Origin of the sequence: Bacteroides sp. OF03-11BH (assembly GCF_003604005.1) — a bacterium.
Lineage (GTDB): Bacteria > Bacteroidota > Bacteroidia > Bacteroidales > Bacteroidaceae > Bacteroides > Bacteroides ovatus.
This window is the reverse complement of record NZ_QTMW01000030.1, coordinates 40,712-62,984: the sequence shown is the minus strand read 5'-3', so window position 1 is coordinate 62,984 and position 22,273 is coordinate 40,712. Positions and strand designations below refer to the sequence as shown.

The window sequence follows — 22,273 nt, the reverse complement described above, 5'->3', positions numbered from 1 at the left end:
ACCTATCCATCTTTGTCATCTACACACTTACATAAAAATCATCCTACACACAATATCTCCATCAAACAGTGCCCCCGCATGGCCTCCCGGCCTCGTTTTTCCGACGTCAAGCGCAGGTGGTTTCTCCGGCGTTAAAAAGGGCAAACTGTTTGAGCGTAGCGAGTTTCTGCCCTTTAGCCGGAGGAAACACCGGAGTAGTCGGAAAAACGTAGCCTTGATTCTTTCTTTTTGGTTCCTTTTCTTTCGTATCAAGACGAAAGAAAAGGAACTGATTCTCCCTCTATATCAAAAACTTTTATTAGTTTTGCTCTTTGTAATATCTCAAACTCTTAAAATAGAAGCAAATGAAAAAAGGTTTGAAAATCGCAGCTATCACAGTAGGAGTCATCATCATTCTGATGTTCCTTCTTCCTTTCGCCTTCCAGGGAAAGATAGCCGACATTGTAAAAACAGAAGGCAACAAGATGCTTAATGCACAATTTGACTTTAAGAACCTTAACATTAGCCTGTTCCGTAACTTTCCACAGGCTTCTGTCACTCTCGAGGATTTCTGGTTAAAAGGTACTGGTGAATTTGCCAACGACACCCTTGTACAGGCCGGAGAAGTTACTGCCGCAGTCAACTTATTCTCTCTTTTCGGAGATAGCGGTTACGATATTTCTAAAATATTCATTGAAGATACACGGTTACATGCCATTGTATTGCCGGACGGACGTGCCAACTGGGATATTATGAAACCGGATACAACAGCAACAGCCGAAGCTCCTGTTTCAGAAGAAGAAGCATCTTCTCCTTTCAAAGTGAAGCTACAACGCTTTGTTATCAAAAACATGAACCTGATTTATGACGATCAACAAGGAAAGATGTATGCTGATATCCGCGACTTTAACGCAGTCTGCGCCGGAGACTTAGGAAGTGACCGCACTACTCTGAAGTTGGAAGCGGAAACCAAATCACTTACTTACAAGATGAATGGAATCCCTTTCCTGGCCAATGCCAATATCTCCGCAACAATGGATGTGGATGCCGACCTTGCCAATAACAAATACACATTAAAAGACAACACCATCCGCCTCAACGCCATTCAGGCAGGTATCGACGGTTGGGTAGCCTTGAAAGATCCGGCTATCGACATAGACTTGAAACTTAACACGAACGATATCGGGTTTAAGGAAATCTTGTCACTGATTCCAGCCATTTATGCAACGGAATTCTCCAGTCTGAAAACAGACGGAACCGCTACGCTTACTGCAACGGCCAAAGGTATCTTGCAAGGCGACACCGTTCCTGCATTCAACATTGATATGCAAGTCAAGAATGCCATGTTCCGCTATCCGGCTTTACCGGCAGGAGTGGATCAAATCAATATCAGTGCCAACGTCCAGAACCCGGGAGGAAATATCGACCTGACGACGGTCAATATCAATCCTTTCAGTTTCCGTCTTGCCGGAAATCCGTTTAGCCTGACGGCTAATGTAAAAACACCGATCAGCGATCCGGACTTTAAAGCTGAAGCTAAAGGGATTCTCAATTTAGGTATGATAAAACAAGTCTATCCACTTGGAGATATGGAGTTGAACGGTACCATTGACGCCGATATGCAAATGTCAGGACGCCTTTCCTATATCGAAAAAGAGGAATACGAACGTATGCAAGCTTCAGGTACTATCGGACTGACGGGTATGAAACTCAAAATGAAAGATATGCCGGACGTAGAAATCAAGAAGTCTCTCTTCACTTTCACCCCGAAATACCTCCAGTTGAGCGAGACAACCGTCAACATCGGAAAGAATGATATCACAGCCGACAGTCGGTTTGAAAACTATATCGGTTACGCATTGAAAGGTACTACATTGAAAGGAAACCTGAATATTCGTTCCAACTATTTCAATCTGAACGACTTCATGGCTGCTTCTGCGGATGAAGCGACTGCATCAGAAACTGCGTCTACCGACTCCGTAGCTACAGCTGCCACGGGTATTATGGAAGTTCCCCGCAACATCGACTTCCAAATGGACGCTAACCTGAAACAGGTGTTATTCGATAAGATGTCTTTCAATAATATGAACGGCAAGCTTGTGGTAAAAGATGGCAAAGTGGATATGAAAAACCTCTCCATGAATACCATGGGTGGCAACGTGGTCATGAACGGCTACTACTCCACTGCCAACGTAAAGAAGCCGGAGATGAAAGCCGGATTCAAACTCTCCAATATCGGTTTCGCACAAGCTTACAAAGAATTGGACATGGTGCAGAAGATGGCTCCTATCTTCGAAAACCTGAAAGGTAATTTCTCCGGAAGTATTAATGTACTGACAGATTTGGATGCAACCATGAGCCCTGTACTGAATACAATGCAAGGTGATGGTAGCCTTTCCACCCGTGATCTTAGTTTAAGCGGAGTGAAAGCAATCGACGAAATAGCCGATGCCGTTAAACAGCCAAGTCTGAAAGACATGAAGGTGAAAGATATGACACTGGATTTCACCATCAAAGACGGACGCGTAGAAACCAAACCGTTCGATATCAAGATGGGAGACTACACATTGAATCTTTCCGGTAGCACAGGCCTCGATCAAACCATCGACTACTCCGGAAAAGTGAAGTTGCCGGCATCTGTAGGCAATATCTCTAAACTAATGACTCTTGACTTGAAGATCGGAGGTTCATTTACCTCTCCGAAAGTCAGCGTCGATACTAAAAGCATGGCCAATCAAGCTGTCGAGGCTGTAGCCGATGAAGCTATCAGCAAACTCGGACAGAAACTGGGACTGGACTCTGCCGCTACCGCCAATAAGGATTCAATCAAACAAAAGGTGACAGAGAAAGCAGCAGAAAAGGCACTGGATTTCTTAAAAAAGAAACTCAAATAAGAGAGAAGGAGAATGAATTATGCTTCTGAAGCTATATGACAAAAATAATAACCCGCAGGATTTACAACGAATCATCGACATCCTGAATGACGGCGGACTGATTATCTATCCCACTGATACGATGTACGCCATCGGCTGTCATGGTTTGAAGGAACGTGCTATAGAACGGATATGCCGGATCAAAGAGATAGACCCTAGAAAGAACAATCTGTCTATCATCTGTTATGACTTGAGTAGCATCAGCGAATATGCGAAAGTAGACAATAATATATTCAAGCTGATGAAGCATAATCTTCCGGGGCCATTCACCTTTATTTTGAACGGAACCAACCGGTTACCCAAAATCTTCCGCAACCGGAAAGAAGTGGGTATCCGTATGCCGGATAATAATATAATCCGCGAAATCGCACGCCTGCTGGATGCTCCCATTATGACGACCACTCTGCCTTACGAAGAGCATGAGGACTTGGAATATATGACAGATCCCGAACTGATAGATGAGAAGTTCGGTGACATTGTCGATCTGGTCATTGACGGAGGTATCGGAGGTATAGAACCTTCCACTGTAGTGAAATGTACCGACGACGAACTGGAAATCATCCGGCAAGGGAAAGGCTGGCTGGAAGAGGTATAAAAGCCGAAAAATGAATCGAACTGGTATGCTATATGATAGGAACGTGAATAAATAAGTTTTATTATTAGTAGCATGCCAGTTCGTTTATACACAGCAAAACAACGATTGGTTATCCCCCCCCAACAAACCAAAATCATCATATTCATCATGAAAAAATTAAATCACATCGGCATCTTTCTTGTATGTCTATTCATTACTATCCAATCATTTGCAAGTGAACCCATACGGGTAGCGTGCATAGGAAACAGTATTACTTATGGAGCATTCATCCCCAACCGGGAAATGAACTGCTATCCGGCACAACTTCAAGCTTATCTGGGAGATGGGTATGAGGTCAAAAACTTCGGAGCCTCTGGTCGAACTATATTGTCTAAAGGAGATTACCCATATTCCGAAACAGATACCTACAAAGCATCTCTGGAATATCAGCCCGATATTGTATTAATCAAATTAGGTACTAACGATACCAAACCGCAAAACTGGAAATACAAAAACGAATTCAAAGACAATTACCAGACATTAATTGACACATACCGGAATCTGAAATCACATCCACGTATTATTCTCCTGACTCCTATCCGTTGTTTCCTGCCGGAGGGTTCGGAAATCAATGCACAACTGATAGAAAACGAGGTACGCCCCACGGTGGAAGAATTGGCTTGGAAAAATCAACTGGAAATTATCAATCTGTTTAATCTCTTCGGCGACCAGTGGGATTCGGTTATGCTACCGGACAAACTACACCCCTCTTCTATCGGAGCAGGAGTCATGGCCCAAAAGATATATGAATATCTCGCTGTAAAAACAACAGCTTCTCCAACAAAGCTGCAGACATCACTGGGAATACAAGATGCCAAACGATTCAACTTCCATGGACACCAAGGGTATGAATTTGAGAATGAGGGAGTAAAATGCCTTGTAGTAGAGCCCGCAAAAGAAGCCATAGGAAAACCTTGGATGATTCGTGCACGCTTTTGGGGGCATGAGCCACAGACTGCCATAGCATTATTGGAACATGGCTTTCATATTGTTTACTGTGATGTAGCCGACTTATATGGCTCGGATAAAGCTGTTCAACGCTGGAATAGTTTTTACAAGCGAATGGTGAAAGCCGGATTCAACAAGAAAGTGGCACTTGAAGGGATGAGTCGTGGCGGGCTGATTGTCTATAACTGGGCGGCACAAAACCCGGAAAAAGTGGCATGTATTTATGCAGATGCCCCCGTAATGGACTTCAAAAGTTGGCCTATGGGACAAGGTAAATCTGCCGGTTCCGCCATGGATACGAAACAATTTCTCAATGCTTACGGTTTTAAAAACGAAGCTGAAGCGTTGAACTGGAAAAAGAATCCGATAGACTGTGCACCGACAATGGCAAAAGCCGGAATCCCCATCCTGCACGTGGTAGGTGATGCTGACCAAGTGGTGTCGGTTGCTGAAAACACAGCCATTTTCGAACAACGTATGGAGGAATTGCATGCACCAATTACTATTATTCATAAGCCTGGAGTGGATCATCACCCGCACTCCCTCAACAATCCCGAGCCTATTGTGCAGTTCATCCTCAAAGCTACGAACAGGGCGGAAAATATGTGTGTGCATCCTGTACCGGGAAATGAATTCCGTTCGGCAGCCGGATGGACCCAAAACTCGGACTGGAACAGCGTAGCAAAAGACATAACCGCCACTCTCAATGGGAAACATTTAAAACTGTTGTTATTGGGAAATTCCATCACACAAGGTTGGGGAGGTAACAGAAAAGAAGTGACTTACAAGCCCGGCAAAGAGGCTATGGACAATGCCATAGGAAAGGATAATTGGGAAAGTGCCGGCATATCCGGCGACCGCACGCAAAACCTGCTTTGGCGTGTCCGTTATGATAACTACAATAGTTGCCACCCTGAAAACATAGTGATTGCCATTGGAATTAATAATCTGATAAGTGGAAAAGACAGTCCTGAAAACACGGCTGAAGGAATTATCGCAGTAGCCAATGAAGTACGGAAGCAATTCCCCGAATCACGTATCATTCTTTTAGGTCTGTTTCCATCCGGTAAGGAACAACAGAGTAAAGTGCGCACACAATGTGATAAGATTCATGACATATTACAACATCACCGATTCGAGAAAGTTGAATATATCAATCCCACCAAATGGTTCACCGAAGCGGACGGAACTATGAAAGACGGACTTTATGGAAATGATTACATTCATTTCACTGGTGAAGGATATAAAGTAGCAGCAACAGAAATAGCCAAAATACTTGCTCGTTAGACAATCATCCAAAATCTAATCTTCACATAATAGTATCAGAAATTAAAAGGGCTGCGTCACATTTTCAGTGCGCAGCCCTTATTTCTATTATTTCATCACAAATTACTTAATCAATGATTCTGGATCCAAATGAGCAGATTCGATATCTTTGAAGTAACGGTAAGTACCCACTTTCAATTCAGCTGTAGCAGCATCATCACAAACGATAATACCCTTTTCATGCATTTGCAATGCACTGATTGTCCACATCTGTGTGATAGCACCTTCTACCGCATGATACAAAGCACGAGCTTTGTTATGACCATTTACAATAATCATCACTTCTTTTGCAGAAAGCACAGTACCTACTCCCACTGTCAAAGAAGTCTTAGGAACTTTGTTGATGTCATTATCAAAGAAACGGGAGTTAGCAATGATGGTATCCATTGTTAACGTTTTCTGACGAGTGCGTGAAGTCAATGAAGATCCCGGTTCGTTGAATGCAATATGTCCGTCAGGACCAATACCACCCATGAACAGGTCGATGCCACCGTATGACTTGATCTTTTCTTCGTAACGTGCACATTCTGCATCCAGATCCGGAGCGTTACCATTCAGAATATTAGTATTCTCGGGTTTAATGTCGATATGACCGAAAAAGTTATTCCACATGAAAGAATAATAGCTTTCCGGATGTTCTTTCGGCAATCCTACATATTCGTCCATGTTGAATGTTACCACATTCTGGAAGGAAACGATTCCTTTCTTATTCAGGTCGATCAAAGCTTTATACATGCCCAGAGGAGATGATCCGGTGGGACAGCCCAATACAAATGGTTTCTCGGGGGTTGGATTGGCAGCTTTTATTTTAGCGGCAACGTAATGTGCAGCCCACAGAGATACGGACTGGTAGTCCGGCTGAATAATAAGTCTCATAAGTCGATTATTTTATAGGTTAGTTAATAAATTATCTCATTCACTGTTTTAACGATCTTTCTTCAAACGGTCCGCCATGGCACGTGCCAGATTTTCGCACTGGGTATAAGTCAGGTCTTTCATAGCCTGCTTCATCTCCACCGGATCACCGATCAATTCGAATTTACTCTTTTCAGCAAACTCCGCCAGACGTTTCACCGCAGCACCTGCCCATGCAAAAGAACCGAAGTAACCCAAATAGCGTCCCTTCACCTCACGCAGCAGAATCTTTGAAAGCAGCGCTTCCACCTCCGGAAATATCTGATTACTATACGTAGGAGAACCGATAATCAATCCCTTATAACGGAAAATATCCGCTATGATATAAGAAGGATGACTCTTTGTTACGTTATGCATAACGATATTCTTAACCCCCTGTGCAGAAAGCTCTTCAGCAATAGCTTCCGCCATCTGCTCTGTATTTCCATACATGCTTCCGTAGGCAATAACAACACCTTCATCCGCATCATAACGACTCAAACGATCATATATGCCGATCACCTTTGCAATATTCTCTGTCCATACAGGTCCGTGAGTAGAACAAATGGCAGAAATGGGAAGTCCACCTAATTTCTGCAAAGCCCTTTGCACGGGGCTTCCGTATTTACCAACGATATTAGAGTAGTAACGAACCATTTCTCCCCAGTACTTATCGACATTGATCCGGGTATCCAGGAATCCGCCATCTACAGTACCAAAACATCCGAATCCGTCACCGGAGAAAAGAACTCCATCCGTTTCATCAAAAGTCATCATCGTTTCCGGCCAATGCACCATTGGAGTCATATAAAAACGCAGTTTGTGACGTCCTAAAGCGAGGAAATCACCGTCCTTTACCAGATATTGTTCACCGGTTACCCCATAGAAACCTTCAATCATACCGAATGTTTGCTTATTACCCACGATAATAATTTCCGGATAATGTTGTTTAATCAATCGGATAGATCCCGAATGATCCGGTTCCATGTGATTTATAATCAAATAATTAATGGGACGTTCTCCAATCACTTGCTTGATTTTACGCAAGTAGACTTCAAAATAACAGATATCTACCGTATCTACCAATGCCACCATTTCATCATCAATCAGATAAGAGTTATATGAAACTCCATAGGGCAATGGCCACATCGCTTCAAATCTGTGCTTGTTACGGTCATTTACTCCCACATAGTGGACATTTCCTTTAATTCTTGTTTTACTTTCCATCTTTCAAATCCATTAAATATTTCTTCCACTATTCTATACTCCGCAAAACAGCTATTTATTAAGTGGTAAGTTTATCGTTTGCAAAAATAATCCTTTTTTCCGAATCCCTATACTTCTTACCTTGATAAGCACCTCTTTCTTTCATTCTTTTTTGTAAACGAGCTACAAATTCATAATTTTTCAATCCCCAGTCCGGAGCTATTAATAAATCTTTAGGAGATTGGGAAACAAAACGTTCCACAACCATATCGGGACGGAGATGTTCTACATAATCAATCACCAGATCAATATATTCCTCAACCTCGTTAAACAAATGAAAGCCAGCAGGAGTTACGTCATACTCATGCGCCATTCGCGTACCACGGATCAACTGTAACTGATGGATTTTAAGTGTAGCTAAAGGCAGATCGGAAAGAATTTCGGCATGTGCCACCATTGTATCATGTGTTTCTCCCGGAAGTCCGAGGATGATATGTCCACCTGTCAGGATACCACAGGCCGCTGTCTGACACACAGCTTCTACTGTATCTGCATAAGTATGCCCCCGATTGATGCGTTTTAAGGTTTCATCACAAGTGCTTTCGATCCCATATTCTACCATGAGAAACGTATGTTTGTTCAAATCTTCCAGATAACGCAACAAACTTTCCGGCATACAATCGGGACGCGTACCAATCACCAGCCCGACTACCCCATCCACCGCCAATGCTTCCTCATACTTACGCTTCAAGCCTTCCAACTCCGCATATGTATTGGTGTAGGCCTGAAAATAGGCCAAATATTTCATTTCCGGATATTTATGGGCAAAAAAGCATTTACCTTCTTCCAATTGAATTGCAATAGATTTCTCTGTCCGACAATAATCCGGATTAAAAGTCTGGTTATTGCAGTAAGTACATCCACCCCACCCTTTTGTACCATCACGATTGGGGCAAGTGAAACCTGCATTCAATGAAATCTTTTGTACTTTGTAAGGAAAATATTTCCGTAAAAAAGTAGGGAAATCATTATATAATAGCTGTGTAGACATATTCATTCACTTCATTCTTTATTTTACCTACAAACATAAGCAAAATCAACGAGTTACGGAAAGTTGGCACAAAATATCTTCAATATATTAAAAATTTCATAAATACCATAAGATAAATTAATAAATATTGCAATTCGAAAAACTATTTAATTAGCTTTGCTATGATTTTAGGCATTGGCAGGAGGATACTTGTGAAAGTCTTGTGCAATTTATTCCCCAATTATGATTTCATCTCACCATACCCCATGCAACTCTTGTCAATAAAATTATCCTCTTTATAATCTTATTCAGATTATAAAGAGGATTTTTTTAACTAATATTACTCTCTTATTTTTGTTCAAAACACAACATAGAGATCAATGCTGTATAGGATGAAGAGGAAAAAATAGGAAAAAACGAGTATTATTCGTTCAAACCGCTTATCGGACTTTCCATTCTGCATTGTTTTGTTTATTTTTGCTATAAACATTAAAGTAACTACTATGAAACGGCTCCATACTTTATTTCTTCTTCTAACAATAGCGATCGATATAGCTGCTCAACCTATCTGCCAAGTTAAACATTTCTCCGTGAGTGACGGTCTCGCTCAAGGTAATGTAATGAGCATTTTACAGGATCAGAAAGGGCTTGTTTGGTTTAGTACCTGGAACGGGCTTAACAAGTTTGACGGATACACTTTTAAGACATATAAAACTTCGCAAGAGAGTAAATATGCATTCGGCAGTAATCGCATGGGAACTATTTCAGAAAGCAAATACGGAGATATATGGTGCCCCACTTACGATGGACAAGCCTGTCTTTTTGATGTGGAAACCGAGAAGTTTATTGATGTTCTCCAACCTATTGAACTTTCCACGAAACAAACTAACAATGTTACACGCATTTATTCGCTGGAGAAAGGGATTGCCTGGATTCTCTGTGAAAGCGGATATGCATTCAGAGTGGACGAACAATTATGCAAAAAAGGAGAAGGTATCACACTTTATTCAGCTTCCAACCACAACCTGAAAGGATATCAAATATTTAACATTTATCAAGACTCTGAAGAAGATGAATGGATATTGACAGACAAAGGTGTTTCCATCATAGGAAAGAAAACACTGGATACTGACTTTCCTTTCCAGTTCATCACCCAAATAAAGGAAACGATCTATCTGATTGCAGAAAATGACAAGTTAGCCAGATATGACTTCCACACTAAAAAACTGAAATTCGTAGATATTCCTTATCCGCATCATAAAATAAACAATGTCACCACCATAGGAAAAGATATGCTGGCCTTGGGAACGGATAATGGAGTGATTTTGTATTCTATCCCGAAGAACAGTTTCCAGCAAATAGACATCCGTACAGCTACCCAAACTTCCAACGATGTAGAATCTGTCTATCAAGACCACTTGGGAGATATCTGGATTTTTTCAAAAGATCCGGGCATTGTCCATCTTAACCTCGTGACCAATGAAAAAGAGCATCTGTTCACCCCAAAAGATGAGATTATCAAGCATGGGCGTAAAAGTCGCAAACTTATTTTTGAAGATAATGCGAAAAACCTATGGTTACTCCCCACGGAAGGAAACTTTTGCTACTATGACCGGAAAGAAAGAACTCTCAAACCGCTTCTTACGGATATCAATAATCCTAAGTCTATTTTCAGTCCGTTAGTCAGGTCTTATACATTGGATAATCAGGGAAACTGTTGGTTTGCAACAGCACGTGGTGTAGAGAAACTATGCTTCTTTCCACAGAGCTATCAATTTAACCTGACTGATTACGAGGCAGAAACACGTGCATTCCTGCAAGACAGCAATAAACGTCTATGGACAGCATCGAAATCTAATTATATCCAAATATTCGCACCGGATGGTAACCTGGTGGGGTACTTATCCAAACAAGGAAATATCATTAAGGAAAAACAATCGTTCTATAATGGGGTATATTCAATTCTGGAAGACAAAGATGGAAATATATGGTTGGGGACTAAAGAAATCGGACTTTTCCTACTTAAAAAGACAGGAGCAAATCATTACTCTATTCACCATTTTGAACACCAGACTAATGATCCTTATAGTTTAAGCAGTAATAGCATTTATGCTATCTTTCAGGACAGTCGTAATAATATTTGGATAGGATGTTATGGGGGTGGATTAAATCTGCTGGCACAAGCTAAAGATGGAAAAGTTTCATTTATTCATAGTAATAATGAGTTAAGAAACTATCCCATAGCTTACGGTATGAAAGTACGCAATATTGCAGAAGCTCCGGGAGGAGTGATTTTAGTGGGAACGACTAACGGACTGCTGACATTCTCGAACAACTTCGAACGCCTGGAAGAGATTAAATTCTACCGGAATATCCGTAGACCGGGAGATAAAAACAGTCTTAGTGCCAACGATATCATGCATATCTATACAGACAAGAATAAAACCACTTATATCATCAGTTTCACCGGAGGCGTAAATAAAGTGATATCTCCCAATCTGCTGAACGAGAATATCCAATTCAGAAACTACGACAAGAACAACGGGCTGGCTTCCGATTTGGCACTATCAATGATTGAAGATACACAGAATCAGCTATGGGTTGTTTCGGAGATTGCGCTCTCCAAATTCGATCCAGCCAAAGAAACTTTTGAGAACTATGAATTAAGTTCCATCTATCAGGAATTCAATTTCTCCGAAGCTCTTCCTATTATCAATGCCCGCAACCAAATTATCTTAGGAACTGATAAAGGCTTTCTGGAAGTTTCTCCGGAGAAGATGCGGAAGAGTAGCTATGTCCCTCCTATTGTGTTTACGGGACTCAAGATTCAAGGACACCTTACCGATCACTCCATTGACAATCTGGAAGAATTGGAACTGGAGCCCTCTCAAAGGAATGTAACTTTCCAGTTTGCTGCACTTGATTATGTCAATCCAAAAGGGATTTTATATGCCTATCGCCTGCAAGGACTAGAAGAAGAATGGAATGAAGCAGATAATAACCGTTCCGCTAGCTACATCAACTTGCCTGCAGGCAAATATCAGTTGCAGGTAAAGTCAACAAACAGTGACGGGGTCTGGGTGGACAATGTACAGACTCTATCTATACATGTACTCCCCACCTTTTGGGAAACCTACTGGGCATGGCTGTTCTATTTCATTCTATTCATACTCTTTACGGCAAGCATCGTATATGTATTATTTTACATCTACCGGTTACGTCACAGAGTGGATATGGAACAACAATTAGCAAATATCAAACTGCGATTCTTTACTGACATATCTCATGAGTTACGTACTCCGCTAACTTTAATCAGTAGCCCTGTGACAGAGGTATTAGAGAATGAACCGCTTTCTCCTTCCGCCCGTGAGCATTTGACTTTGGTACATCAGAACACAGAGCGCATGCTCCGACTGATGAATCAGATTCTGGATTTCCGCAAGATTCAGAATCAGAAAATGAAACTGCTGATTGAAGAGACCGATTTGATCCCACTTTTGCAAAAGGTGATGAGTAGCTTCAAACTGATAGCTGAAGAAAAGAACATAAACTATCAGCTGACTTCTACCATCCAGTCGGTATATAGCTGGGTGGATAGAGATAAGTTTGAAAAGATATTCTTCAATCTGCTTTCCAATGCATTCAAATATACACCTGCCGACAAGTCGATTACAGTCAATATCACAACGAAAGAGAAGACGGTAGAGATAGAGGTTGCAGACGAAGGAATCGGAATTGCAGTAGAAAAGCAACATTCCTTGTTCCAACGCTTCGAGTCATTGGTAAAACAGAATATTCTGCAACCATCTTCCGGCATCGGGCTGTCTCTCGTGAAAGAGATGGTGGAAATGCATCATGGCACTATTACAGTAAATAGTCAACCCGGAATAGGCAGCCGTTTTACAGTAAGCTTGCCTTTACAACGGGAAATTTTCGAAGAGGATGTACAAGTCGAATTTATCCTGAATGATAGTCAGAGTTCAGCACCTCATCCCGTCGATAGCATGAAAGCGCCAGAAGAGGTGGAAGAAAAAGAAGACCTTGAGACTAATTCGGATGGTTTCTCCATATTGGTGGTAGAAGATAATGAAGAGTTAAAGGCTTTTCTGAAAAGTATTTTGTCGGAGAATTATACGGTAATCACAGCTTCCAATGGTGAAGAGGGATTGCAACATGCTGTTGACGACCTGCCCGATCTTATTATCAGCGATGTTATGATGCCGGTGATGGACGGTTTAGAAATGATTAGGCAAATCAAAGAGAACAACAATATTTGCCATATCCCCATCATTGTATTATCAGCCAAAGCCTCTCTGGACGACCGTATCGCCGGATTGGAACAAGGCATTGACGATTATATCACCAAACCTTTCAGTGCTACTTATCTAAAGACCCGTGTAGCCTCCTTGTTACGACAACGCAAAGCATTGCAGGAGCTCTATATGAATAGGCTGATGGAAGGAAAGAATACCTCTTCTCCCGATCCTCTGACTCCTTCACAACCACAGATTACTCCATACGACGAGCAATTTATGAAAAAAGTAATGGCATACATGGAAGAACAGATGGACAATGCCGAACTAACGATTGACGAATTTGCAGAACAGTTGATGCTTAGCCGTACAATCTTCTACCGGAAATTAAAATCAATCGTCGGACTGACACCTGTTGACTTTATACGGGAAATACGTATCAAACGTGCCGTACAACTGATTGACAGCGACGAATATAACTTCTCCCAGGTAGCATATATGACGGGATTCAACGATCCGAAATATTTCAGCAAGTGCTTCAAGAAAGTGATAGGAATTACCCCGTCAGAATACAAAGAGAGAAAAAAATAACTCTTTGATAAGAATATAAAAAGTCCCTTTATACCCGGTTGTCTCATTATTCGATCAATCAAAATTCGATAGAGTAAACTGATATAAAGGGACTTTTCATACAAGATAAAGAGATTTGCCTGTCAACAACACATCAATATCCAAACTTACATTGACAAACAAACACCTGTTTTTCCGAATCATCATTAAATACTTCTTCTTCAAATCCTCCATATTTATGAATAATACTAAAACCATTCCATTCCAAATATGAATCCAACTCTTGAGGGAAAAACATTCTCATATCCAGATTTTGAATAGAATTGAATTCACCATTGATAAAATAATGCCATTCGATCTGATTAATCTGGGTTTTATTTTCATATCGCATTGTCTGCTTTATCGAGACTTCTCTTCCATCATCAGTTGTATACGTGTCTATTTCCTGCTGCTCTTTCTCACCTTCAACTATATACCGAAATTCGGATTAAAACAATCCAACAGAAATAAGCCTCCGTCTTTGAGGTGATTTTTAACGACATGAAGTACCTTAAATTAATCTTCATTCTCATATAAATGATGGATCGAATTAAATGGAATAAAAATAAGGTCGTACTTCTCCTGTAAATCCAGAGTCCTGATATCCGCCTGAATGAAATTGATTCTTAGTCCAGCCTCGGCAGCTTTCATCTTAGCCTGATGGAGCATTGAAGCAGTGTAATCAACCCCACTTATATCATATCCATCCTTTGCAATAGGAAGAGTAAGTCTGCCAGTTCCACAGCAAAGCTCAAGTATTCGGGCATCCTTGTTTTTAGGTAACCACCGCTTATAAAATTGCAAATCATCCATGCTGGTATTCATTCCATCATAAATATTTGCATCATAAATTAAATCGCCAACTTTATAATCACTATTCATTTATGTCCTCCAATATTCATTATTTACGATTATTTCTTATACAAACGAGAATATCCCCAACGTACAATGTACCAAAAGGATATTCTATACACAACCAGAAGAACTACCAGTCGTTCGCAAATGTAGTAAATATCTATAAGCCAGCTATGATTATCCTCTAAAACCTTTACTTTAGTGATTTTCTATTTCGATAAAGGTTCAATATATGATCTTGTTGGATATTCTACTCAAATATGAAATTTTTAATAGATAATCCCTTATTTGAACCTCTGAATACAAAATAGACTTTCTCTTTCTTCCGTAATTTCTTCACTTCAAAACTCTGCTTCGTCCACTCCCCGTTAGTAGATTGAATAGTGCAAGAAGCCAACAGTTCCCCTTGTAAAGAGCCTCTTCTCATTTCAAGAACTCCACCCGGATTCGAAGCCTGCAATTCCAATGTTACCTTTCCGGGTCTTTTCTTAAATGTCAAGTTATTAAACACAAGCCAATCACCGTCCTTTATATCCGTTAGAAATTGCATCGGACGTTTGCCGACAGGACGAACCAATGTCATCCCTTCCCGGTCGTCATAACGAGAGAAGTCTATCTCCGTAAATGCATCATAATGATTGCCGCGATGCGCACTTTCCAGTTCAAAAGAGTCAAAGTCGGCATATCCGCAAGGATTTCCTTTCATTACATTATAACAACAGAGTGCATGCCGTATCCCTAGAAATCCCCAGAAATTAGAAACATCTTCAGGACCGAAACAATGATATTGGCGATTATCCAAACTATAATGAAAACGGGTAGCCCCTTCTTTCGTTGTTTCTGTGCGCAGATAGATTCTCTGAACATCATTCAATTCAAGACTATCCACAATCATCTCTGCCGCATCCCGGTTCCCTTCTCTCATTTCAAGCCAAAAGCGGTTGTCCTTCTTTCTGACTCCAAATTGATACATCATTCTTCCCATAATCCCATTTCCGGCAAAGTCACCTTCCTTCAAGCCGGACAAGTCTAATAATACCGTGCCCGTGCTATACGGTCCTGTCACCTTTTGAGTTAACGAGTTCCTCGCCCAATAAAAACCTTTGACATGTTGAGCATATATTCTAAAATAACCCGGCCTGTCCGTCAAGCTCCACTTCTCTTTATGCGGAACATGATTAAATTCCCAGACCGGAGCCAATTCCGGTTTGTCAAAAGAATCGGAATGATGAGGATAATTCATCTTATGTTTACCTCTGACTGCCGGTTTCCGATAAGTAACCACTCCTTTCCCCGGTCTGCCTTCCGGTCCGACAACCGGCCATTCATTCTCCCATTTCATAGGATACAACATCAGACACCTCCCCATATAATCGCGATCTTGAAAAGTGTATGCCCAGGATTCTCCTTCAGCCGTTTCTATATATCCGCCCTGATGAACACCTGCACCGGCATAATTAATATCATCATCTATCAGAACTTTCGTTTCATAAGGCCCGTAAAGGTCCCGTGAACGACTTATCATCTGCACTCCATCATACCCCAACGCCGGATTAAAGACATAATACCATCCGTTTCTTTTATAAGTGTGACATCCCTCAAACAAATGGCCGTAACCTTCGGGAGCTGTTATAATGAGCGTTCCCTTATCTTGAGGGTCGAGCACTCCCGTAGCATCATCTTTCAACCGCGTCAGATAGATTTTCCCTTTCCCGTGAGTGACATACTTTTTACCGTCATCATCAATAAAAAAGCCGGGATCATACAACCGCTTTTCAAACTTATGCATCGTATAAGGACCTTCCGGCCTCGTACTCTTAAACATGACGAAACCATCATCCGCAATATTGACTCCTATATAATAAATACCTTCATCATATCTGATGGTAGGGGCCCAGCACAAACGGCTATAAGCCGTTTTCTCATTTTCCATCCGATATTGAGGCTGGAAAGTGATACTGTCATAAGCATGACCGATAATTTGCCAATTAATCAAATCTTTCGAATGACAGACCGGAATTCCCGGCATTGCCACAAAGGACGAACTAACCATATAATAATCCTCCCCTACACGGATAATATCAGGATCAGGATAATCGGCATTAATCACCGGATTGGTATAGGTTCCGTCACCATTATCGGAGGAAAACAGGATATGTCTCTGAACAGGTGCACAAGCTTGCAGGAACGTCAATATGCACCCCAGAATCAAAAGACAAGGTAAACACTTAAAAGAACAAGTTGAATGATACATCATAGTATTCGCATTTTAATCAATAAATAAACGCCCGGATGAGCTTAATTAACAATGCAACATTAAGCATTTCCTCCATCCTGCCAGAGTAATAATCAGTACAAAAGGAGGACAATCATACCTACCCTTTCAAACAAACATTTCGGTATCTTTCTATTTACATTATAAAGTTCACGTCCTATTCGGCTAAAATGTTTTATCTTTGAACAGGTCTATGGATTTATCGGCTCCAAATAAGCCTTGCATAGGAAATCCTCCTTTTCTACCGGATATTCCCCACAAAAATAATGAAAAGCGCGTACTATTGCAGTCTCAAATCTAAAAACCCAAAAAACTAGAAAATGAAAAAGCAATGGATCATTGCCTGTCTTATCGGAATTCAAGGGGTAAATGTACAGGCACAACAACCCAGCAAGTATCCCTATCAGGACACGAAGCTGACTGTGGAACAACGGGCGGACGATTTACTTCAACGCCTCACATTAGAAGAAAAAGTAGCGTTGATGCAAAACAATTCCCCGGCTATTCCCCGGCTTGGTATTAAGCCGTATGAATGGTGGAACGAGGCTCTTCATGGCGTTGCCCGTGCCGGACTGGCTACTGTCTTTCCGCAAGCCATAGGTATGGCCGCTTCTTTCAACGACGAACTATTATACGAAGTCTTTGATGCCGTATCCGACGAAGCACGCGCCAAGAACCGCCAATTCAATGAAAGAGGACAGTATAAACGTTATCAGGGATTGACCATGTGGACTCCCAACGTCAATATATTCCGCGACCCTCGCTGGGGACGGGGACAGGAAACATACGGCGAAGACCCTTATTTGAGCGGACGCATGGGAATGGCGGCAGTCAGAGGTCTGCAAGGACCGGAAGATGCCGAATATGACAAACTTCACGCCTGCGCCAAACACTTTGCCGTTCACTCGGGACCGGAATGGAACCGCCACAGCTTCAATGCAGAGAACATTGCTCCCAGAGATTTATGGGAAACTTACCTTCCAGCTTTCAAAGAACTGGTACAGAAGGCAGGAGTGAAAGAAGTGATGTGCGCTTACAACCGTTTTGAGGGCGATCCCTGCTGTGGCAGCAATCGTCTGTTAACCCAAATTCTCCGTAACGATTGGGGATTCAAAGGAATCGTAGTAACCGACTGCGGAGCAATCGGAGATTTCTTCCAACGCAAAAAACATGAAACGCATCCCGATGCCGCCCACGCTTCCGCCGACGCTGTTTTAAACGGAACAGACCTCGAATGTGGCGGTAACTTCAAAAGTATCACCGATGCCGTGAAAAAAGGTCTGATTTCGGAAGAGAAAATCAATACATCAGTCAAAAGATTGCTGAAAGCCCGCTTCGAACTGGGAGAAATGAATCCGACTCATCCGTGGAGTAACATTCCTTATTCTGTTATCAACTGCCCCAAGCATAAAGAACTGGCACTGAAAATGGCGCATGAAAGTCTGGTATTGCTTCAAAACAAGAACAATATCCTTCCATTAAACCGTCAAATGAAAGTCGCAGTGATCGGCCCCAACGCCAACGACTCGGTGATGCAATGGGGTAATTACAACGGTTTCCCTTCACACACCGTAACTTTACTGGAAGGAATACGCGCCAAGCTCCCCGACGCACAAATCATCTACGAACCTGTGTGCGGATACACGAACGATACCACCCTGCACAGCTTGTTCAACCAATGCAGCATCGACGGAAAGGCCGGATTCAGCGCTACCTATTGGAATAACCGCGAATATAAAGGTAAGATTGCCGCAACCGACCGTCTGACTACTCCTTTCCATTTCAGCGCAGAAGGTTCTACCGTGTTTGCTCCGGGTGTGGGACTGAAGAATTTCACCGCCATCTATCGTTCTACTTTCCGTCCGACAGATTCCGGCGCCGCCACTTTCCGCGTGATGACGAATGGAGGGGTTACCTTATTCCTCAACGGCAAGCAGATAGCGGAAGCAACCAATATCAAGAATCACACCAACCTGTATTCGTTCAATTATGAAGCTGGAAAGAGTTATGACATTCAATTGCATTTTATTCAAGTAAAAGACAACCCTACACTTCATTTCGATCTGGCTAAACAGACTCCAATGGATGCCCGTGAAGTCCTAAACAAGTTGAAAAATGCAGATGTAGTTATCTTCGCCGGAGGTATCTCTCCCCTGTTGGAAGGAGAATCGATGCGGGTATCTGATCCCGGATTCAAAGGTGGCGACCGTACGGAAATCGAATTGCCCGCCATCCAGCGCGAAGTGCTCGCTCTATTGAAAAAGAATGGAAAGAAAACGGTATTTGTTAATTTCTCCGGTTCGGCGATGGCTATCGTACCCGAAACTCAAAGTTGTGATGCGATTCTACAAGCATGGTATCCCGGACAGGCAGGTGGAACAGCCGTTGCCGATGTTCTTTTCGGAGATTACAATCCTGCCGGACGTCTGCCTATCACTTTCTATAAAAGCATACAACAATTACCGGATTATGAAGATTATTCAATGAAAGGACGTACCTATCGTTTTATGACAGAAACTCCCCTTTATCCATTCGGCTACGGTTTAAGTTATACCCGTTTCTCTTATGGAAAAGCTACCCTGAACCAATCGAAGCTAGCCAAAGGCGAAAAAGCGATCCTTACTATCCCGGTAAGTAATGTCGGACAGAGAGACGGTGAAGAAGTGGTGCAAGTGTATATCTGCCGTCCTGACGACAAAGGAGGTCCACAAAAAACTCTTCGTGGTTTCCAACGGGTCAACATTGCTAAAGGTAAGACGCAGAATGTCAATATAGAGCTTCCTTACGATTCTTTCGAATGGTTTGATACAGCGACCAATACCATACGTCCTTTAAGCGGAACATATAAGATACTTTACGGAAACAGTTCAAATGAAAATGACTTGCAAACGTGCAGTATTCAGATTCAATAGGTAATACCATTCCATATATAATTTGAGGCTAAGTTGAACTTAGGCTACATTGAGAATTTATAAAAAATGGGGTTTATTGTCAGGCCAAGAGATATGGCTTCATAAAGTGATTGTTTTCAAGCTATTACCTACTGACAATAGAAGCTGACAATAGGCTGACAATAAAGATTTCCGTCTTTTATTGTCAGCCTATTATTGTTTAAAACTACACTATGCAGCTATTATCCCTTATTTACCAAGCCTGCATTATTCCGCTAAGACACCGTTATCGTTCAACCAGAGTGCCGCTATTATTCCCCTAAAGCACCGATATTGTTAATTCTCCACGGCCGTGACAATATCTCCCCATGGCTGTGGTAGGATCTTCCCACAGCCGTGAGAAGATATTACCACGACCGTGGGAAGGTAAAGATAGCGACACCTTTGTCCAACTATACAGGCACACTAACCAAACGATACAGGCATACTTACTCAACTGTACAGGTATATTAATGCAGCTACATCAAAACCTTGAAACAATAATTCCAAGATGTCCGCATAACTATATCGGTATATTAATAATGATATGAAAGTATCAATGAATGATATAGGCATATTGATATATGCCTCATCAGCCTATCAATACTATAATGTACGAATGGACAGACTTGTATCCTTACTTGCCAAACAATAAAAAAACAAGCTGACAATAGAATTCTCAATTCTTATTGTCAGCCTATTGTCAGCTTCTATTGTCAGCATGTATTATACTGTAATTCATACCTTTAACTGCCGTCCTGACAGATTGACAATAAAAACAGTATAAAAACAATTAGTATAGTTAGTTCTTGGTCAGCAACCGCTTCTCCGAAATGTTTCCCAACTCTTTTCCGTTAATAGTAATACCCGTTGTATTTTCTATCTGTATCATAGATTGATCGGGAGTGTCAATTTCTACATTCTCAATGTTGAGCTTTGCCACTTTATTCACAACAATACCCTCTTTCGCACCTGTAACCACCATATTCTTGATGGAAATATTCTCAATCGGCATTTCGGGAAGTCCGTTCAGATAAGCTGCCCGTCCTGCTCCCCTGCAAAACACATCCGAGATATAGATGTTTCTGAAAGCAGGCGTCTCCTCACTCACACTCGGAACCGGTTCACTGGGAGCACTTTTGGCCGCGTAATACAAGTCGGCAATCAAAGCATCATTAGGAATATCAATCATATTTATATTATTGATATAAATATTCTCCACGACACCACCCCGTCCACGGGCACTTTTAAACCGTAAGCCGACATCCGTACCGATAAAAGAACATTCGGACACATATACGTTTTTCACACCACCGGACATCTCACTGCCAATCACAAATCCGCCATGACCATGTAAAACGGTGTTGTTTCTCACGATTATATTCTCACAAGGTTCGCCCCTTCTGCGGCCATCCTCGTCTTTGCCCGACTTCAGACAGATAGCATCATCCCCCGCATCAAAGAAACAGTTGGCAATCAATACATTCTTGCATGATTCCACATCCAACGCGTCACCGTTTTGTGAATACCAGGGATTGAATACCTTTACATCATTCAATGTCAAAGACTCGCACGACAAGGGATGCAGACACCAACTCGGAGAGTTTTTGAAGGTCACACCTTCCAGAAGAATCTTTTTGCTCTTCACGATACTTAGCAATACGGGACGCAACCAACTCTTCATATCTTCCCATTCTTCACTCGTGATTTCAGTCCGTTTATCTCCGCTGCCGGCCATGAGAACAGAGGCTTTCAGCGCTCCTTCATTAGGATACCACACCTTTCCGTTTTCATCCACCTTGCCGCCGGAGTTCACCAGATTCTTCCATTGCCTGTCCGTCATCTTATCCTTCTTCACAGGACGCCATCTATCCCCCGCCCCATCAAAAACTCCATAACCGGTGATGGCTATGTTCTCCGCATTCATTGCCGAGATAGGCGACTGGCAACGTTTGGCATCCAGTCCCTCAAACGAAGTGGTGATGATCGGATATAATGAAGTATCACTACTAAATACAATCAACGCATTCTTTTCCGCATGCAAATTGACGTTACTCTGCAAAACAATAGGTCCTGTCAACCACAAGCCTTCCGGAATGACTACCTTGCCACCTCCCTTATCATGCACCACTTTGATTGCATTATTAATAGCCTCCGTATTCAGCGTCACACCATCACTTTTTGCCCCGAAATCGCAGATGTTCACCTGATAATCGGGGAAGACAGGACGCTCTATCGTGGGCATGGAGAAAGGAAGGTCTGCATACATCGCCTTCAAATCAGTCTCCATATCCACCTGCTTGGCAGTAGTCTGACAAGCACAAAATAGTCCTAAGATGACCGGTGCCAAACCAGCCATTTGATTCAATCTACTCATTGTCTCTTTTTACCTTAAATATTT

General features: G+C 41.9%; 10 protein-coding genes and 1 pseudogene. 5 read left to right on the top strand and 6 right to left on the bottom strand.

Annotation, left to right across the window (positions count from 1 at the left end; all coding sequences use genetic code 11):
• Window positions 1–344 precede the first annotated feature (344 nt).
• The 3 genes from DXA54_RS19090 (at window position 345) to DXA54_RS19080 (ending at window position 5,781) form a co-directional block, all read left to right on the top strand.
• On the top strand, window positions 345–2,873 hold the full coding sequence (locus tag DXA54_RS19090; RefSeq protein WP_004309434.1) for an AsmA-like C-terminal region-containing protein: 2,529 nt from the start codon (window positions 345–347) through the stop codon (window positions 2,871–2,873).
• Window positions 2,874–2,892: 19 nt separating this feature from the next.
• The gene (locus tag DXA54_RS19085; RefSeq protein ID WP_004301542.1) at window positions 2,893–3,507 is read left to right on the top strand and encodes an L-threonylcarbamoyladenylate synthase; all 615 of its coding nucleotides are present in this window, start codon (window positions 2,893–2,895) and stop codon (window positions 3,505–3,507) included.
• A 147-nt stretch (window positions 3,508–3,654) separates the two neighbouring features.
• A complete protein-coding gene (locus DXA54_RS19080) occupies window positions 3,655–5,781 on the top strand; it encodes a GDSL-type esterase/lipase family protein (protein ID WP_120080405.1) in 2,127 nt (708 codons plus the stop codon).
• 102 nt (window positions 5,782–5,883) lie between these two features.
• Here the strand turns inward: DXA54_RS19080 and nagB are convergent, their stop codons facing one another.
• Genes nagB through DXA54_RS19065 form a run of 3 tightly spaced genes read right to left on the bottom strand, consistent with a single transcriptional unit; the run spans window position 5,884 to window position 8,977 of the window.
• The gene (nagB, locus tag DXA54_RS19075; RefSeq protein WP_004301540.1) at window positions 5,884–6,696 is read right to left on the bottom strand and encodes a glucosamine-6-phosphate deaminase; all 813 of its coding nucleotides are present in this window, start codon (window positions 6,694–6,696) and stop codon (window positions 5,884–5,886) included.
• 48 nt (window positions 6,697–6,744) lie between these two features.
• On the bottom strand, window positions 6,745–7,941 hold the full coding sequence (locus DXA54_RS19070; protein ID WP_004309431.1) for an FprA family A-type flavoprotein: 1,197 nt from the start codon (window positions 7,939–7,941) through the stop codon (window positions 6,745–6,747).
• Window positions 7,942–7,999: 58 nt separating this feature from the next.
• On the bottom strand, window positions 8,000–8,977 hold the full coding sequence (locus DXA54_RS19065; RefSeq protein WP_004305273.1) for a TIGR01212 family radical SAM protein: 978 nt from the start codon (window positions 8,975–8,977) through the stop codon (window positions 8,000–8,002).
• Window positions 8,978–9,453: 476 nt separating this feature from the next.
• On the opposite strand from DXA54_RS19065, the gene DXA54_RS19060 reads away from it, so the two are divergent.
• The gene (locus DXA54_RS19060) at window positions 9,454–13,794 is read left to right on the top strand and encodes a hybrid sensor histidine kinase/response regulator transcription factor (RefSeq protein ID WP_120080399.1); all 4,341 of its coding nucleotides are present in this window, start codon (window positions 9,454–9,456) and stop codon (window positions 13,792–13,794) included.
• A gap of 133 nt (window positions 13,795–13,927) precedes the next feature.
• Here the strand turns inward: DXA54_RS19060 and DXA54_RS19055 are convergent.
• Window positions 13,928–14,694: pseudogene (locus DXA54_RS19055) on the bottom strand (class I SAM-dependent methyltransferase).
• Window positions 14,695–14,917: 223 nt separating this feature from the next.
• Window positions 14,918–16,924, bottom strand: a complete 2,007-nt coding sequence (locus tag DXA54_RS19050) for a family 43 glycosylhydrolase (RefSeq protein ID WP_120080397.1) — start codon at window positions 16,922–16,924, stop codon at window positions 14,918–14,920.
• 338 nt (window positions 16,925–17,262) lie between these two features.
• Between DXA54_RS19050 and xyl3A the strand changes: the two genes are divergently transcribed.
• On the top strand, window positions 17,263–19,854 hold the full coding sequence (xyl3A, locus tag DXA54_RS19045) for a xylan 1,4-beta-xylosidase (protein ID WP_120080395.1): 2,592 nt from the start codon (window positions 17,263–17,265) through the stop codon (window positions 19,852–19,854).
• Between the two features lie 820 nt (window positions 19,855–20,674).
• Here the strand turns inward: xyl3A and DXA54_RS19040 are convergent.
• The gene (locus DXA54_RS19040) at window positions 20,675–22,249 is read right to left on the bottom strand and encodes a glycoside hydrolase family 28 protein (protein WP_032852883.1); all 1,575 of its coding nucleotides are present in this window, start codon (window positions 22,247–22,249) and stop codon (window positions 20,675–20,677) included.
• Window positions 22,250–22,273 lie beyond the last annotated feature (24 nt).

Coding starts and splice junctions, on each gene's coding strand:
- DXA54_RS19040 (WP_032852883.1), bottom strand. CDS start 22,249: ATGAGTAGATTGAATCAAATGGCTGGTTTGGCACCGGTCATCTTAGGA.
- DXA54_RS19070 (WP_004309431.1), bottom strand. CDS start 7,941: ATGGAAAGTAAAACAAGAATTAAAGGAAATGTCCACTATGTGGGAGTA.
- DXA54_RS19050 (WP_120080397.1), bottom strand. CDS start 16,924: ATGATGTATCATTCAACTTGTTCTTTTAAGTGTTTACCTTGTCTTTTG.
- xyl3A (WP_120080395.1), top strand. CDS start 17,263: ATGAAAAAGCAATGGATCATTGCCTGTCTTATCGGAATTCAAGGGGTA.
- nagB (WP_004301540.1), bottom strand. CDS start 6,696: ATGAGACTTATTATTCAGCCGGACTACCAGTCCGTATCTCTGTGGGCT.
- DXA54_RS19065 (WP_004305273.1), bottom strand. CDS start 8,977: ATGAATATGTCTACACAGCTATTATATAATGATTTCCCTACTTTTTTA.
- DXA54_RS19090 (WP_004309434.1), top strand. CDS start 345: ATGAAAAAAGGTTTGAAAATCGCAGCTATCACAGTAGGAGTCATCATC.
- DXA54_RS19085 (WP_004301542.1), top strand. CDS start 2,893: ATGCTTCTGAAGCTATATGACAAAAATAATAACCCGCAGGATTTACAA.
- DXA54_RS19080 (WP_120080405.1), top strand. CDS start 3,655: ATGAAAAAATTAAATCACATCGGCATCTTTCTTGTATGTCTATTCATT.
- DXA54_RS19060 (WP_120080399.1), top strand. CDS start 9,454: ATGAAACGGCTCCATACTTTATTTCTTCTTCTAACAATAGCGATCGAT.